This window comes from Streptomyces sp. NPDC088745 (assembly GCF_044751045.1).
GTDB classification, from domain to species: Bacteria; Actinomycetota; Actinomycetes; order Streptomycetales; family Streptomycetaceae; genus Streptomyces; species Streptomyces cremeus.
In genome coordinates this window covers 65,015-79,263 of sequence record NZ_JBIVLB010000023.1, presented here as the reverse complement: position 1 = coordinate 79,263, position 14,249 = coordinate 65,015, and the positions used below count along the sequence as shown (strand labels likewise).

At 74.0% G+C, this 14,249-nt stretch carries 13 protein-coding genes and 1 riboswitch; of the genes, 7 read left to right on the top strand and 6 right to left on the bottom strand.

Going from position 1 to position 14,249, the window contains the following annotated elements:
* Positions 1-27 precede the first annotated feature (27 nt).
* Entirely contained in the window at positions 28-1,500 is a 1,473-nt protein-coding gene (locus ACIP93_RS35870; RefSeq protein ID WP_401766284.1) for a VWA-like domain-containing protein, read from the top strand.
* 111 nt (positions 1,501-1,611) lie between these two features.
* Here ACIP93_RS35870 and ACIP93_RS35865 read toward each other — a convergent pair whose 3' ends face one another.
* The 3 genes from ACIP93_RS35865 to ACIP93_RS35855 are packed head-to-tail and all read right to left on the bottom strand — an operon-like array spanning position 1,612 to position 4,554.
* Positions 1,612-2,652, bottom strand: a complete 1,041-nt coding sequence (locus ACIP93_RS35865; RefSeq protein ID WP_401766281.1) for an ABC transporter substrate-binding protein — start codon at positions 2,650-2,652, stop codon at positions 1,612-1,614.
* Between the two features lie 13 nt (positions 2,653-2,665).
* A complete protein-coding gene (locus ACIP93_RS35860) occupies positions 2,666-3,445 on the bottom strand; it encodes an ABC transporter ATP-binding protein (RefSeq protein ID WP_345227994.1) in 780 nt (259 codons plus the stop codon).
* Positions 3,445-4,554, bottom strand: coding sequence for a FecCD family ABC transporter permease (locus tag ACIP93_RS35855; RefSeq protein WP_401766278.1), 1,110 nt, complete (start codon positions 4,552-4,554; stop codon positions 3,445-3,447). Before ACIP93_RS35855 ends, ACIP93_RS35860 begins: the two co-directional genes overlap by 1 nt.
* Before the next feature lie 130 nt (positions 4,555-4,684).
* Positions 4,685-4,758: riboswitch (cobalamin riboswitch) on the bottom strand.
* 359 nt (positions 4,759-5,117) lie between these two features.
* Between ACIP93_RS35855 and ACIP93_RS35850 the strand changes: the two genes are divergently transcribed.
* The 3 genes from ACIP93_RS35850 (at position 5,118) to ACIP93_RS35840 (ending at position 7,887) form a co-directional block, all read left to right on the top strand.
* Positions 5,118-5,756, top strand: coding sequence for a carbonic anhydrase (locus tag ACIP93_RS35850; protein WP_345227578.1), 639 nt, complete (start codon positions 5,118-5,120; stop codon positions 5,754-5,756).
* A gap of 96 nt (positions 5,757-5,852) precedes the next feature.
* Positions 5,853-7,397 carry a SulP family inorganic anion transporter gene (locus ACIP93_RS35845; RefSeq protein ID WP_401766329.1) on the top strand — a complete coding sequence of 515 codons (1,545 nt, stop codon included), beginning with the start codon at positions 5,853-5,855 and terminating at the stop codon, positions 7,395-7,397.
* A 55-nt stretch (positions 7,398-7,452) separates the two neighbouring features.
* The gene (locus ACIP93_RS35840) at positions 7,453-7,887 is read left to right on the top strand and encodes a VOC family protein (RefSeq protein WP_401766276.1); all 435 of its coding nucleotides are present in this window, start codon (positions 7,453-7,455) and stop codon (positions 7,885-7,887) included.
* Positions 7,888-7,905: 18 nt separating this feature from the next.
* Here the strand turns inward: ACIP93_RS35840 and ACIP93_RS35835 are convergent, their stop codons facing one another.
* Positions 7,906-8,358 carry a pyridoxamine 5'-phosphate oxidase family protein gene (locus ACIP93_RS35835; RefSeq protein ID WP_401766273.1) on the bottom strand — a complete coding sequence of 151 codons (453 nt, stop codon included), beginning with the start codon at positions 8,356-8,358 and terminating at the stop codon, positions 7,906-7,908.
* Positions 8,359-8,472: 114 nt separating this feature from the next.
* Entirely contained in the window at positions 8,473-8,829 is a 357-nt protein-coding gene (locus ACIP93_RS35830) for a VOC family protein (protein ID WP_401766271.1), read from the bottom strand.
* Positions 8,830-9,039: 210 nt separating this feature from the next.
* Between ACIP93_RS35830 and ACIP93_RS35825 the strand changes: the two genes are divergently transcribed.
* Together ACIP93_RS35825 and ACIP93_RS35820 are read left to right on the top strand one after the other, a co-directional pair.
* Positions 9,040-11,901 carry an ATP-binding protein gene (locus tag ACIP93_RS35825; protein WP_401766268.1) on the top strand — a complete coding sequence of 954 codons (2,862 nt, stop codon included), beginning with the start codon at positions 9,040-9,042 and terminating at the stop codon, positions 11,899-11,901.
* A gap of 288 nt (positions 11,902-12,189) precedes the next feature.
* Positions 12,190-12,678 (top strand): NUDIX hydrolase, encoded by a 489-nt coding sequence (locus ACIP93_RS35820; RefSeq protein WP_401766265.1) that lies wholly within the window; start codon positions 12,190-12,192, stop codon positions 12,676-12,678.
* A gap of 91 nt (positions 12,679-12,769) precedes the next feature.
* On the opposite strand, the gene ACIP93_RS35815 is transcribed toward ACIP93_RS35820, so the two are convergent.
* Positions 12,770-13,390, bottom strand: a complete 621-nt coding sequence (locus ACIP93_RS35815; protein ID WP_401766263.1) for a CGNR zinc finger domain-containing protein — start codon at positions 13,388-13,390, stop codon at positions 12,770-12,772.
* A gap of 235 nt (positions 13,391-13,625) precedes the next feature.
* Here ACIP93_RS35815 and ACIP93_RS35810 point away from each other — a divergent pair, with 235 nt between their 5' ends.
* The gene (locus tag ACIP93_RS35810) at positions 13,626-14,210 is read left to right on the top strand and encodes an HPP family protein (protein ID WP_401766260.1); all 585 of its coding nucleotides are present in this window, start codon (positions 13,626-13,628) and stop codon (positions 14,208-14,210) included.
* Positions 14,211-14,249: the final 39 nt, after the last annotated feature.

Here is a 14,249-nt window from a genome sequence, read left to right as displayed (position 1 = left end):
GAGGAGCCAGGGACGCGGGCGAAGTCCGTGCCCAAGCCGGGACCCGGCCCGAGGGGCCGGGCCGGGCTCGGGTCGGTGGGTGCCGGAAGCGGGGTGGAGGGTGCCGGGCACGGGGGAGCGGTCCGCGGAACCAGAGGCGCCGGAAAGCGGATCGACGGTACCGGACGCGGGGGTGGGATCGCTTCCGGCGAGGGCTCCTCGCCCACCGCCCCGCAGGCCCCGTCCCCCGGCGACCGCCCCCGCCTCCCCCTCGATGACGACCGTCCCCGTCTCCTCCTCGACCTCGACAAACTCCTCGCGGCCCGTCTCCAGGCAGTCCGTGCCCGGCCCTACCTCGCCACCGCCCTCTTCGCGCTGCACCCCGTGGCCTCCCGCTCCGTTCCCACCATGGCCGTCGACCGGCACTGGCGCTGCTACGCCTCCCCCGCGTTCGTCGAGCGCACGCCCGTCGAGGAGTTGGCCGCGGTGTGGGTGCACGAGGTCTCCCACCTGCTCCGTGACCACCACGGCCGCAGCGACCGCGTCACCCGCGCCCGCGAGCTGACCGCACCCGGAGACCGCCTGCGCATGAACATCGCCGCCGACTGCGAGATCAACGACGACGCGTTCGGGGACGGACTGGTCGAACCCGAGGGGGCCGTCACGCCGCGTCGGCTGGGGCTCCGCGACGGCGAACTGATGGAGGACTACCTGCGTCAGTTCCGCCTCGGCCCGCGCACCGCCGGCTTCACCTGGCTGGACTGCGGCAGCGGTGCCGACGGCCGCGAACGGGCCTGGGACCTGGGCCCCGACGGGGCGCACGGGCTCAACGCGCAGGAGCGGGACGCCGTACGGTTCCGGGTCGCACAGGGGCTGTCGTCCCGGCCGGGGAACGCCCCCGAAGGGTGGCAGCGGTGGGCCGAGGAGGTCTTCCATCCGCCGCAGCCCTGGCGGGAGCTGCTCGGCGCGGCGATCCGCTCGGCGGCCGCGGGAACGGGCGCCGGGGACGACTACTCGTACGGGCGTCCCTCGCGCCGCTCCGCGAGCGTGCCCGGCGCGGTGCTGCCCAGTCTGCGGCGGGTGCCGCCCCGGGTGACGGTCGTCATCGACACGTCGGGCTCCGTCAGCGACGCGGAACTGGGCAGCGCCCTGCTCGAAGCCGCCGCGATCGCGCGGGCGGTGGGCGGGCGCCGCGACCTGGTGACCGTGCTGTCCTGCGACGCGGCCACCCAGGCCGTGCACACCTTGTGCCGGGCGGAGGGAATCCCGCTGGTGGGCGGGGGCGGGACCGATCTCCGCACCGGATTCGCGACGGCACAGCGGGCCCGCCCGCGGCCGGACGTCATCGTGGCCCTCACCGACGGTCACACCCCGTGGCCGTCGGCCCGGCCCGCCGCCCGGACGGTCGTCGGCCTCTTCGACCGCCCGTACGAACGCTCCTCCCGGTACCTGGAGGAGGACGACCCCGACTACGTGCCGACGGGCCCGCCGGACTGGGCGAGGGTGGTGCACATCGGATAGCGGAGGCGTCCCAGGGCCTCCCACGGCTTCCCAAGGGCGTTCCCAGAGCCTCCCACGGCCCCAAGGGCTTCTCGGGGTCCTCCCAGGAACTCCCTTCGGACGGGCGCTCCGCTACTTCTTCATCAGCTTGCGCAGGTCCACCGACAGGGACGCGATCGCTTCCGGATTGCGGGGACTTTCGACCAGTTCCGCGTAGTCGAGCACCACAACGCGGTTGTTCTTGATCGCGGAGACGTTCCTCAGCGGGGCGTAGGACATCAGGAAGGCACGCTTCTGCTCCGCCGTCGTGTCGCCGTAGTCGTTGATCACGACGACCTCGGGGTCGCGCTCGACCACCGTCTCCCAGCCGACCGTCGCCCAACTGTCCTTCAGGTCCTTCATCACGTGGTCGCCGCCCGCCCGCGTGATGATGTCGTGCGGTGCCGCGTACAGGCCCGAGGTGAGCGGCTTGTCCCTGCCGTCGTCGTAGAGGAAGACGCGGGGGCGGTCCGCGCCCTTGAGGGCCTTGGCCTCGGCGTCCGCGACCTGCTTGCGGAACTTCGTGATCAGTGCCTGGGCACGGTCCTCGACCGCGAAGACGCGGCCCAGGTTGGCCAGGTCCGTGTAGAGGGCGTCCAGCGGCGGCATCACGCCGCGCGACTGGGCGCCGATCCCGTTGCGGCAGGACTCGCTCAGCAGGTAGGAGCCGATGCCGACCTTCTTCAGGTCGGCGGGCGTGAAGCCCTCCCCCTCGTTGAAGCCGTAGTTCCAGCCGGCGAAGACCAGGTCGGCGCGGGCGTCGAGGGCCATCTCCTTGTTGATCTGCTTCTTCGAGATCCAGGTCGTCTTCGTGTAACCGTCCTTCCAGGGGACCGAGGTCAGGTCGCCCTTGTCGTCCGGCATCACGAAACCGGCCATGTGCTTCTCCAGGCCGAGCGCGAACATGATCTCGGTGATGCCGACGTCGTTCGTGACCACGCGCTCCGGGGCCTTCGGGTACGTCTGTTTCTCACCGCAGTTGGTGATGGTGACGGGGTAGTGGGAGCCGGCCGAGCCCTTCGCGGCGGGCCGGTCGTCGGTGACCTGGGCGCCGCAGCCGGTCAGCGAGGCCGAGAGCAGGGCGGCGAGGGGGAGGGCGAGGGCGTGGGTGAGGGAGCGGGCGCGCAGGCGCATGAGACGGGGGTCCTTAGGAAGGGGTGGGCAGGAGACGGTCGAAGAGGAGCTGCACCGCGCCGGTCTCCGGATGCCGGACGCGGTGGGCCCGCACGGCGAAGACGTCCGCCAGGAGATCGGGGGTCAGTACGTCGTGCGGCGGCCCGGAGGCGACGATGCGGCCGGACTCGATGACGTACAGCAGATCGCAGTGCAGGGCGGCCAGGTTCAGGTCGTGGAGCGCGGTGAGGACGGTCAGGCCGCTGCCGCGCACCAGGGCGAGGACCTCCAACTGCTGGGCGATGTCGAGGTGGTTGGTGGGCTCGTCGAGGATGAGGGCGCGCGGCTGCTGGGCGAGGGCCCGGGCGATCAGGACGCGCTGCTTCTCGCCGCCGGAGAGGGTGAGGTAGCCCCGCTCGGCCAGGTGTGACGCGCCCACCTGGGCGAGGGCGGTGGCGCAGGCGTCGGAGTCCGTGCCGGTGGCGCGGGCCAGAGCGCGCTGGTGCGGGACGCGGCCCATCGCGACGACCTCGGCGACCGTGAAGTCGAACTCCGTGGAGGCCTCCTGGGGGAGCGCGGCCACGCGGCGCGCGCTCTCCCGCGCGCTCATGGCGTACAGGTCGTCGCCGTCCAGGAGGACGCTCCCGGAGGTCGGGCGCAGGGCGCGGTAGACGGTGCGCAGAAAGGTGGACTTGCCGCTGCCGTTCGGCCCGACCAGGCCGACGAACTGGCCGGTGCCGGCATGCAGCGCGAGGTCCGAGACCAGCCGCGCCCCGGCGATCTCGACGGACAGACCGGTGACGTCGATGCGCATCACGCGCCCCCGAAGCTGTAGGAGTTGCGCCGCATCAGCAGCACGAAGCAGGGCACCCCGACGGCCGCCGTCAGCACGCCGACCGGCAGTTCGACGGGCGCCAGGACGGTACGGGACAGCACGTCCACCCAGATCAGGAGCAGCGCGCCCAGCAGCGGGGCGACCGCGAGCAGTCGCCGGTGGTCGGCGCCCACCAGCATCCGTACCGCATGCGGAACCATCAGCCCCACGAAGCCGATCGCGCCGCTGACCGCGACCACGGCGCCCGTCACGGCCGCGCACACCACGAACAGCTCCTTGCGGAACCGGCCCGCGTCGACGCCGAGCGCGGCGGCGGTCTCGTCGCCCATCGCGAGGGCGTTCAAGCGGCGCGCCGACCAGGCGAGATGGGCCAGCCCGGCGAGCACGGCACCCGCCGCGATCGGCAGGGAGGCCCAGCTCGCGCCGCCCAGGCTGCCCAGGAGCCACATCATGGCCGAGCGGGCGGCCTCGCCGCGTTCGGCGGCGAACACCATGAAGGTGGTGACGGCCGAGAAGCCGTAGTACAGGGCGGTGCCGGTGAGGACCAGGCGCAGGGGCGTGAGCCCGCGCGGGGTGCGCGCGACGACGTATACGAGGGACATCGCGGCGAGCGCCGAGAGGAACGCGGCGGTCGACAGCGCCCAGACGCCGAGTGCGCCGAGCGCGCCGAAGAGGAGAACGGCGTTCGCGCCGACGGCCGCGCCCGAGGAGATGCCGAGGACGAAGGGGTCGGCGAGGGCGTTGCGCACCATGGCCTGCACCGCGACGCCGATGGCGGACAGACCCGCGCCGACGACGGCGGCGAGCACGGCGCGGGGGAAGCGGAGCTCCCAGACGATCGTGTACGCCGGGATCTCGTCCGGGGATATGGCGCCGCCGCTCAGGCCGGCCCAGAGGTAGCGGAGGACTTCCGTCCAGGTCAGACCGGACGCCCCGAGGCCCGCGGCGCAGACGAGGGAGAGGAGCGTGGCGAGGAGGAGGGCGGGGACGAGGACCGGCAGGGGCGTCCCGCGGGGCGGCGCGGGGCCGGTGCGCGCGGTGACGGGAGGCGCGGCGGAGTGACGGTCGGTGGGGACGGAGGTGGCCACGGGGCAGGGCTGCTTTCGCCTCGGGCCGTGGGGGCACGGCGAGGGAAGCGGCGGGCCGAGGCGTGCGGGACGCCTTCGGCGCAGCGTCTTTCGCAGTCCACGGCGAATCGACTGGTGCGGGTCGCGCCACGGGTGATCGGGCTCGCGGACCTTCCGGGTCCGCCCACCGTTGCGGGTCAGCGCCGGACTTCGACCGGCTTCCCCCGTGGGTTCCTGCAGCTTAGTGGGTGGGCGGCGGGGACCGGCCACATCCGGCCGACCGCTGTTCGATTTTCGGGAAGCGGGAACCGCTCATCCGGCAGTCGGCCGAAAGGAAACGGAATGCGCTTGCTTTCCCGTCGGCTCCACCCAATCGAACATTGACCAACGCTTGAGAATTTGACCAACTTCCAGTCCAGGGACGGTATTTACTCATTTTTTGGCAGGAAAATACTCTGTCATCAAAGGTTAATGTGATGGCAAAGTGAGAGTCACGGGAGCCGTCCAGGCTGACACCCGTAAGACCATCGACCCGACCACACCGCGTCCGCCCCCCACGGCGAGGACGCAGGAGGCAGGCCACCATGAAGTCCCTGATCGACAACGCACGCTCCTTCGCCGCCACCCATGTCGCGGACCCGCGGAACGCGGCGGCCTTCGAGGCCCTGCGCGCCGGGCAGTCGCCCGAAGCCCTCTTCATCACCTGCTCCGACTCGCGCGTCGTACCCGCCCTGATCACCGGGGCCCGCCCGGGCGAGCTCTTCGAACTCCGTACCGCCGGAAACGTCGTACCGCAGTACCTGGCCCCGCTCCCGCAGGGCGAGGCCGCCACCATCGAGTACGCGGTCGGCGTGCTCGGCGTCCGCGACATCGTCGTCTGCGGGCACTCGCACTGCGGCGCCGTCGGCGCGCTGGCGCGGGGCGACGACCTGTCCGCCGTGCCCGCCGTGCGCGACTGGCTGGAGCACTCCGTCGCACCCGACGCCGCCGTGCGCTCCGCCGCCCCCGCCACCCCGGACGTCGCCGAAGCCGTACAGGCGCACGTGCTCGCGCAGGTCGAGCGGCTGCGGGCGTACCCCTGCGTGGGGGAGCGGGTCGCGGACGGCTCGCTGACCCTGCACGCCTGGTACTACGAGGTCCACACGGGGACGGTCACCGCGCACCGTCCGACCGGCGCGGACGCCTCCTCCGCAGGTGTGCGGCCTGCGTTCGTCCCGCTGTGAGGACGGCCGAACCCCGATGTCCGGCCCGCATCTCACGACAGGACCCCCACCGTGAAGTCCACCCTCAGCTCCTCCCTCCGCGCGCCCTTCGCCGCCCTGCGTGAACCGGGCGTGCTCCGAGCGGACCTCCTCGCCTCACTCGTCGTCTTCCTGGTCGCCCTGCCGCTGTGCGTCGGGGTGGCGGTCGCCTCCGGAGTCCCCGCCGAACTCGGCCTGGTCACCGGCATCGTCGGCGGCATCGTCGTCGGCCTGCTGCCGGGCAGCGCACTCCAGGTCAGCGGCCCGGCCGCCGGGCTCACCGTGCTCGTCTTCGAAGCGGTACGGGAGTTCGGGCTCGGCATGCTCGGCGCGATCGTGCTGCTCACCGGCGTGCTCCAGATCGGGCTCGGGCTGCTGAAGTGCGGCCGCTGGTTCCGCGCGATATCCGTGTCCGTCGTCCAGGGCATGCTGGCCGGCATCGGTCTCGTCCTCATCCTCGGGCAGCTCTACAGCATGACCGGCGCGGACCAGCCCCGCTCGGGCGTCGAGAAGTTCACCGGCCTGCCGGGCCTGGTCGCCGACACGCTCTCCTCGCCGGTCGCGCTCACCGCCGCGGCCGTCGGGCTCGGCACCATCGCCGTGCTCGTGGTGTGGCCGAAGCTGCCCGCCGCCGCACGCCTCGTGCCCGCACCGCTGGCCGCCGTCGCCCTGGCCACGGCGGCCGGACTCGCGATCCCGGTCCAGCTGGAGAACGTCACCGTCCAGGGCCTCTTCCACGCCGTCCAGCCGCCGGGCGCGAGCGACCTGGCCAACCTGGGCGGCATCGCCGTCCTCGGCACGGTGCTGGCCTTCACGCTCATCGCCTCCGCCGAATCCCTCTTCAGCGCGGCGGCCGTCGACCGCATGCATGACGGCCCGCGCACCCACTACGACAAGGAACTCGTCGCCCAGGGCGTCGGCAACACGGTCTGCGGCGTGCTCGGCGCGCTGCCCATGACCGCCGTCATCGTCCGCAGCTCCGCCAACGTCCGGGCGGGCGCGCGCACCCGGCTCTCCCGGGTCGCGCACGGCGGCTGGCTGCTGCTCTTCGCGGTGCTGTTCCCGGCGGCGCTCGGCGTCATCCCGCTGGCCGCGCTCGCGGGCGTCCTCATCCACGCGGGCTGCAAGCTGCTGCCGGCCAAGGACCTCGTGCCGCTGGCGCGGGCGCACCGGGGAGAGGCGCTGGTGCTGGTCACCACGGCGATCGCGATCGTGGTGACCAACATGTTCGAGGGCGTGCTCATCGGGCTCGCCCTGGCGATCGTCAAGGTCGCCTGGGAGACCTCCCAGGTCCACGTCCACGTACGGGAGCTGACGGGCGGCCGGCTGGTCGTCACCCTCACCGGCAACGCCACCTTCCTGCGGCTGCCGCGCATCCTGGAGACGCTGGAGGCGCTGCCCCAGGACCGGCCCATGGAGCTGGACCTGACCACCGTCCACCACCTCGACCACGCGTGCCGCACCACCCTGGAGAACTGGGCGACCCGGCACAACGACGCCGACACGGAGGCGGTACGCATGCGAACCCGCCCACACCGGGCCCCGTCCGCGTCCGCGCCCCCGGCCCCTGCCCCGGTCCCGTCCCCCGTCCCGGAGCCGGAAGTGGGGGCTCCGCCGGGGTGAGGGGGAGTTTCCGCAGGCCGGCGGGGCTGTCAGTGGCGGCCGCTAAGGTCTCGTCATGGTCACCAGAATCGATCTGACACTCGACTGCGCCGATGCCCAACTCCTGCGCGCCTTCTGGAAGACGGCGCTCGGATACGTCGACAACCCGCCGCCCGCGCCCTTCCGCACCACCGAGGAATGGTTCGCGAGCCTCGGCCTGCCGGAGGGCGAGTCGGTGGAGGACGGGGCCTGGCTCTGCGACCCCGCAGGAGCCGGGCCCCGTCTCTCCCTGCTCAAGGTCCCCGAACCCAAGACCGCCAAGAACCGGCTGCACATCGACGTCCGCATACCCGGCCACGGCAGCGCGGCAGAGCGGAACGCCCGCCTCGCGGCCGAAGTCGTGCGGCTCAAGGAGGCGGGCGGGAGCGTCCTGGCGGAAGTGGAGGGGCGGCATGTGGTCATGGCGGACCCGGAGGGCAACGAATTCTGCGTGGCGCTGGCGGCCGGCTGAGCCCCCGGGGTGGGCTCGTCAGACCACCCAGTTCCCTTCCCGCATCAGTGTTCGGCCCGGGAGCTCGTTGGACTCGCGCCAGGAGTGGATGGAGCGCGGGGTGACGCGGAACCAGCGGTACTCCGTGGTCAACGCCCCGGGGTCGAAGCCGGTCCGCGTGTGGAAGCGGTCGGTCCGGTCCTTCGGGAGGTCGTCCAGGGCCAGTACCTCGACCTCGCCCTCGATCACGGTCACGTCGCGGGTGGTGCCGAGGCCCAGCCGGGCGGTCCGCCCGGTGGCCAGGTTCCGGCCGGTGGGGCTCGCCGCGGGCGTGGCCAGCAGCAGGGTCTCGCCGTCCCACTCGAAGGACAGCGGCACCAGGTGCGGCACTCCCTCCGCCGAGGCGCTGGCCACCCAGAGGTCGATGTCCTGGGCGAGCCGGTGCTCGGTGTCGCGGCGGCGCTCGGCGGGGGAGCGGGGTGCAGGGCTCATGGCGGGGTTCCGTCCTTCGGCGGTCGGGGCGGGGGAGAGGCCCGCCCGGGCGGGCGCCTCGGTGCTGTGGAGGGCGCGTCAGCCCTGCGGAACATCGATGAGGTTGCCGTCGGGTCAGTCCTGGAGGACGCCGATGAGGTTGCCGTCCGGGTCGGTCAGGGTCGCCACCAGGCGGCCGCCGCCGACGTCCTGCGCGGGCTGCCGCACCGTGGCTCCGGCGGCGGTCAGCTCCGCCACCTTCGCCTCGATGTCGCTCACGTGCCAGTACGCCAGGGAGGAGGTCAGACCCTGCGGCCCGCCACCGGGCACCAGGCCCACGTGCTGGCCCGCGACGTCGAAGCCGACGTAGTAGGGGGCGTCGGTCTGCGGCTCGACGCCGAGCAGCGCGGCGTACACGGCCCGTGCCCTGGCGAGGTCGGAGACGGGGTGCAGGACGGTCTTGATTCCGGTGGTCCTGGTTCCGGTGGTCATGGCTTCTCCGTGGGAGGTCGGCCCCCGTGCGGGGCGGTGTCCGTTCTTCGTGGTCACAGACTCCCGCGGAAGGCCCCGCGACCGCCTCCGTGCTCACCACGGAAAACCACCACGGAAGCCGCTACGGAAAGCCGCTGCGGATCCGCTGTGGAAAACCGCTGTGGACCCGCTGCGGAAAGCCCCCGTGGACCTGCTGCGGATAATGGCTCCGTGCCCAGACCCGTGGTTTCTCCGCCCTCTTCGATATCGGCCCGCGAGGCCGAAGTGCTCGCCCTGTTGGGGGAGTTCCTCAGCAACGCCGAGATAGCCGCCCGCCTGTTCATCTCCGTACGCACCGTCGAGTCGCACGTCTCCTCGCTGCTGCGCAAGCTGGAGGTGCCGGACCGCCGCGCGCTCTCCCGGCACGCGGCCGAACAGGCCCGCCCGCAGCCGTCCGCGCCCGCCCCCGTCCTCCCCACCCCGCTGACCGCGTTCGTCGGCCGGGTGCGCGAGCGGGCGGAGCTGGCCGAGGCGGTCACGGCGCGCCGGCAGGTGACCGCGGTCGGGCCCGGCGGCGTCGGCAAGACCCGCCTCGCCCTGGCGGTCGCCGCCCGGATCGCCGCGTCGGAAGGCGACTTCCCCGACGGGGTGTGGTTCGTCGACCTGGTCCCGGTGACCGACCCGGCCCGCCTCGGTGCGACGGTGGCCGCAGCCGTCGGCGTGGGCGAGCAGCCCGGCCGTGACATCGACGAGTCGCTCCTGTCCGCGCTCGCCGGACGCCGCGCCCTGCTCGTACTCGACAACTGCGAGCAAGTACGGGACGGGGTCGGCCCCTTCCTGGAACGGCTCCTCACCGCCTGCCCGCACCTGCATGTCCTCGCCACCAGCCGGGCCCGCCTGCTGACGCCCTTCGAGTGGGTGTACGCGGTGCCGCCGCTGTCCCGGGAGGGCGGCGACGCGTCCGAGGCGGTCAGCCTCTTCATGGAACGTGCGGCCGCGGCCGGCCTGCCGCCCGATCCGACCGTACGAGGCAGGGTGGTCGCCCTGTGCGAGCGCCTTGACGGCATGGCCCTCGCCATCGAACTCGCGGCGGCCCGCTGGGCGACGCTCGGCCTCGACGGGCTCACCGCGGGCCTCTCCGACCAACTGCGCGTCCTGTCCGGCGGCCCCCGCGCCACCGACCGGCACCGGTCGGTGCGCGCCGTGCTGGACTGGAGCCACGACCTCCTCGGCCCGGCGGACCGGGCGCTGCTGCGCCGCGTCTCCGTCTTCGTCGCGCCGTTCACGGCCGGGGCGGCGGGCGAAGTGGCGGGGTACGCCCCGCTGACCCCCGCAGCGGTCGCCGACGGACTCGGCAGGCTCGCCGAACAGAGCCTGCTGACGGCCCTCCCCGCCGCCTCCGGCACCCGCTACCGCGCCCTGGAGACCATCCGCCAGTACGGTGCGGAACGCCTCACGGAAGCGGACGAGGCGCTGAACACCCAGACCCGGCACGCGGCGTGGTGCCTGTCGGCGGCCGTCGCCCTCGGCGCCACGGACACCGGGGCCGACTGGCGTGCCCGCTTCGACGCCCTGGCGGGGGACCTGCGCGCCGCCCTCGCCGTGGCGGCCGGACAGCCGTCCCGCCGCCCCGAGGCGTACGTGCTGGCGCTGCGTCTGGCCGAACTGGCCTTCGCCGGGAACCTGCTCGGCGAGGCCCAGCAGCGCTACGAGCAGGCGGCGGAGCTGGCCGAGGGGGACGACGACATGGTGTCTGCCGCAACCGCGGCGGCCGCCGTCCCCGCCGCCGAGGCGCTGCGGCACGCCGCCGGGGTCGCCGGGTGCCGGCGGCACGGCGACGACATGTACCGGCTGCACCTGGCCGCCGGGGAGGCCGCCCGGCGGGGCGGGGACGCCGCCGGTGCCGCCCGGGACCTCGCGGCCGCCGCCACCGTCGCGTACCGCTTCTCCAGCGAGTTCACGCGGCTGCCTGCCGTGGCGGAGGTCGCCGGCGTGCTCGGGGAGGCCCGGAGGACGGCCGGACCGGTCGACGACCCCGCCGCCGCTGCCGGTGTCGCGCTCGCCGAGGCGGCGGTGCTCGCGGACGCGTTCGGCGCGGTGCAGGGCGACGCGGACAACTCCGCCGAGGAGACGGTCGCCCGTGCCGAGCGGGCCGTCGCTCTCGCCCGGCAGGCGGGCGACCCGGTGGCGGAGTCCGCCGCCCTCGACGCCCTGTCCGGAGCCCGCACCTGGGCGGGCCGGAGCTTCGCGGCCGCCGACGCGGCCCGACGGCGTATCGACGTCCTGGCGGCAGTCCCCCGTACCCCTGGAAGCGCGCACGAACTGACCGACGCACTCGCCATGGCCGCCGGAACGGCCTTCGGCGTCGGCGACCTGGCGGCGGCCAGGCGGTGGGGCCAAGAGCTCGCGGACCTGCCCATGCTGGCTGAGGTGGGGCACTACGCCACCTCCTGGCTGCTGGTCGCGGACGCGTTCGTGGGGGACGCGCAGGGCGTGCTCGCGGGAGGGACGCGGTTCCTCGACGCGTGGGAACAGAGCGGCCGGCAACGGTCGTTCTCGCTCGGGCCCGCCGCCGCGGCCGCCGCGATGATCCACGGACTGCGCGGTGACGAGCAGGCCCGGGCACGCTGGCTGGCGCTGGTCGAGGAAGCGGGCACCGAGGCGGAGTACCGGTACGGGTACGGGGCCGTCTTCGACGCGATGCTGCTGCTGCACCGGGGAGAGGCGGCCGCGGCGCTGGAGCGGCTCGCGCCGGAACCGGAACGGGTGTGGAAGTGGGTGTCGTGGATCTGGCTGCACTGGTACGTCGCGCTGCGCGCGGAGGCGGCCGTGCTCGCCGGGCACCCGGAGGCCGAGGCACGCATCGCCGCCGCGCGCACGGTGGTCGCGGGCAACCCGGCGGCATCGGCGCAGGTGGACCGGGCGCAGGCGCTGCGGACGGGGGACGTGCCCGGACTGCTGCGCGCGGCACGGGACTTCGCGGCGGCGGGCTGCCGGTACCAGGCGGCACGGACACTGCTCCTGGCCGGGGGCGAGCACGCGAAGGCGGGAGCGGAGGCGCTGACGGCACTGGGCTTGCAGGTCGCCGGATAGGGCCGCTGCTGGGGGGCGGCTTGGCATGGGTTCTGTCGGGTGCGGCCCGGCAGGGGCCCCGTCGGGACGTGGCCCGGGCCCTGTCTGGCGCAGCGGCCGACGGATCATGAGGCCAACCTGTTTCCGCCCGCACCAGGACGGGACGATCCGGCGTGACGGACACGGGACAGGGGGTAGCAAGGGCTGCGGGTGCCGTACGCCGACCCACGACAACGGCCGCACCTCCGTGCCCGCCGAGCCGGAGGACTTCGGCCCCGCCCCCGTCCCCACCGAGCCGGAGGACCTCGTATGCCCGAACTCGTGGACCGCGTCGATGCCCACGATCGCGTCATAGGCGTCGTCGACCGCGCCGAAGCCATCCGGAACGCCTGGCTCCACCGCGTCGCCACCACCGCCGTCCGCGACCGGCGCGGTCACTTCCTCGTCCACCGCCGGCCCGCGACCGTCTCCCGCTTCCCCGGTCAGTACAACTGGCTGCTCGGCGGGGCCGTCGGCGCCGGGGAGAGCTACCGGGACGCCGCGGAGCGGGAGTTGACGGAGGAATTGGGCGTCCGTGTCGTCCCGCGGCCCGTGCTCACCTTCCTCTGCCGGGGCGAGATCAGCCCGTACTGGCTCGCCGTGCACGAAGCGGTGGTGGACGGGCCGGTGGCCCCCGACCCGGGCGAGGTGGACTGGTACGACTGGCTGCCCGCGGCCGCACTCCGCGAGGTCATGGACGCGTGGCCGTTCGTCGCCGACGGGCGCGAGGCCTTCCGCCGGTACGAGCACGAGCGCTGACCGGAGGCAGGACCGCCGGGCCGCCGGGGCGGGGCGCTCGGGGGCCGCCGGGAATCCCCCCCCGGGCCCCCTCCGACCCGCTCAGGAACCCTCAGCCACCCTCCCGCGCCCGCCTGCTGTGCCGGGCCACCCGCACCCGGTTTCCGCAGGTCGCCGTGCACCACTCCCGGCGGGCCGGCACCTTCAGGAAGTACAGGACGCAGCCGGGCGCCGGACAGGCCCGTACCTTCTCCGCGTCCTCGCCCGTGAACAGCCGCACCCCCTGCGCCGCGACCTCCCCCAGCGCCACCAGCAGCGGATCGGGTTCCGGCCAGCGCGGAACAGCGGCGAACGCGGAACCCGCGTCCAGTTCCGACCAGCGGGCTGCCAGCCGTGTCGCCGTGTTGATCACCTGTACGTCCCTGGCTTCAGGGGTACGTCGCCGGGTCCGGGCCCCCGCCAGCCCGCGCAGCGCGTGCCGCAGCTCCACGAAGCGGGCCAGGTGGGCCTCCCCGGCGGGCGGCCGGTCGGCGGTGAGGAAGCGGGCCAGTTCCGCGCCGAAGCCCTCGCGGTGCAGGGCGAGCCACCGGTCCAGGTCGCGCGTCTGCCCGAGGGCGTCGAGGAGCCGTCCCCGTACGCCTCCCTTGATGAAGGTGGTGTTGACCAGGTCGAGGGGAAGGGGCTCGCCGGACAGGGGGAGGCGGTCCACGGGGGAGTCGACGGGGGAGTCCACGGGGGAAGGGGAGGCGGGCGGGGGAGCGGATTGCGCGGGGACGGCGGGGGCGGCCGGCAAGGGCCGGTCGTGCGGCGGGGGTTCGGTGCGGGAGCCCATCCGGCCATCTTGCCGGGTGGACGCCGGAGGAGCCGGGCTAATGCCTGCCGTTATATTGAGCCGTTAGCTTTCAGTGATCACCCCGCCCCTCGCCGGTGCCCCGCGCGGCCCGGCGGACACCACGGAAGGAACGTTCGTGCCCGACGCCACGACCCTGAACACCGCCACCTCCCAGGCGCAGGCGTCCGTGGACTCCGGTCGTCGTCCCACCCGTTGGCAGCGGTGCGCCGCCGCCATCGCCGGACAGGCCCCCGCCCGGGCGCCCCTGCCGACCCTCGCGGCCATGACCTTCTGCGGGCTCGGCGCCATGCTGCTGCTCGTCGCGCTCGGCGTCGTCCTGCACGAACCCCTGCTGATACCCCCGCTCGCCGCCAGCGCCGCCCTCGTCTTCGCCGCCCCCGCCCTGCCGCTGGCCCAGCCCCGCAGTATCGTCGGCGGCCACCTCGTCTCGGCGGCGCTCGGGCTCGCCGCCGTCGCGGTGGGCGGCGACTCGCTGTGGACGGCCGCGGTCGCGGCCGGACTCACCATCGGCGCGATGGCCTGGGCGCGCACCCCGCACTCGCCCGCCTCCGCCACCGCCGTCGTCGTGGTGCTGACCGACCCCCGGCCGGCGCACTTCCTGGCGCTGCTGACGCTGGCCACGCTCGTCGTCGTCGGCGCGGGAGTGCTCGTCGGGAAGGTGGACCGGGTCGACCACAAGTACCCCGCGTACTGGTGGTAGTCGGGGGGAGCAGGGGGTCCCGGGGCGTTGTCAGTGGCG

Coding starts and splice junctions, on each gene's coding strand:
- ACIP93_RS35865 (WP_401766281.1), bottom strand. CDS start 2,652: ATGCGCCTGCGCGCCCGCTCCCTCACCCACGCCCTCGCCCTCCCCCTC.
- ACIP93_RS35860 (WP_345227994.1), bottom strand. CDS start 3,445: ATGCGCATCGACGTCACCGGTCTGTCCGTCGAGATCGCCGGGGCGCGG.
- ACIP93_RS35850 (WP_345227578.1), top strand. CDS start 5,118: ATGAAGTCCCTGATCGACAACGCACGCTCCTTCGCCGCCACCCATGTC.
- ACIP93_RS35840 (WP_401766276.1), top strand. CDS start 7,453: ATGGTCACCAGAATCGATCTGACACTCGACTGCGCCGATGCCCAACTC.
- ACIP93_RS35835 (WP_401766273.1), bottom strand. CDS start 8,358: ATGAGCCCTGCACCCCGCTCCCCCGCCGAGCGCCGCCGCGACACCGAG.
- ACIP93_RS35830 (WP_401766271.1), bottom strand. CDS start 8,829: ATGACCACCGGAACCAGGACCACCGGAATCAAGACCGTCCTGCACCCC.
- ACIP93_RS35820 (WP_401766265.1), top strand. CDS start 12,190: ATGCCCGAACTCGTGGACCGCGTCGATGCCCACGATCGCGTCATAGGC.